Source organism: Streptomyces sp. DH12, from assembly GCF_020873895.1.
Lineage (GTDB): Bacteria > Actinomycetota > Actinomycetes > Streptomycetales > Streptomycetaceae > Streptomyces.
The window spans coordinates 1-456 of record NZ_JAHWGT010001037.1; the positions used below are offsets into that span (position 1 = coordinate 1).

The following is a 456-nucleotide window of genomic DNA, read 5'->3' on the forward strand; positions in this document are numbered from 1 at the left end:
CCAGGAGGCGTGGCAGCCCTCGGCGGCGTGAGGCCGGCGCCCCTGCCAGGGCGGGCCGGCACGACAGCGGCCGTGGCGGTGTGTCTCCGGCACGGCCGCCGTCGCGGGGCTAGGCAGGCCCCGGCTCCGCACTACCGCACGCGCTCCGGGAGGACCCGCGGAGGCCACTGTCCGGTGGCGAACATCCCGAGCGCGTGCGCCCGCGCCACCAGAGCGGGCCGGTTGGGGGCGTCGAAACGCCGCAGCATCTGGCCGACGCGGTATTCGATGCCCTGACGGCTCAGATAGAGACGGGAGGCCAACTGCACCGTGGATTCACCACTCGCGACACCTTCCAGCACCTGCGCGTCGAGGGCGGTGAGTACGGGTCCGCAGACGGCCGCTTCTTCGGTCCGGCGCAGAAAGACGACGAGACCGACGATCTCACCCGTGGGCTGTCTGACGGCGATCGCGGTG

General features: G+C 72.8%; 1 protein-coding gene. It reads right to left on the reverse strand.

The annotated features are described in order from the left end of the window. Nucleotides 1-131: 131 nt before the first annotated feature. A partial coding sequence (locus tag LPA54_RS38375) for a LuxR C-terminal-related transcriptional regulator (RefSeq protein ID WP_228985003.1) occupies nt 132-456 on the reverse strand: 325 nt, incomplete at its 5' end.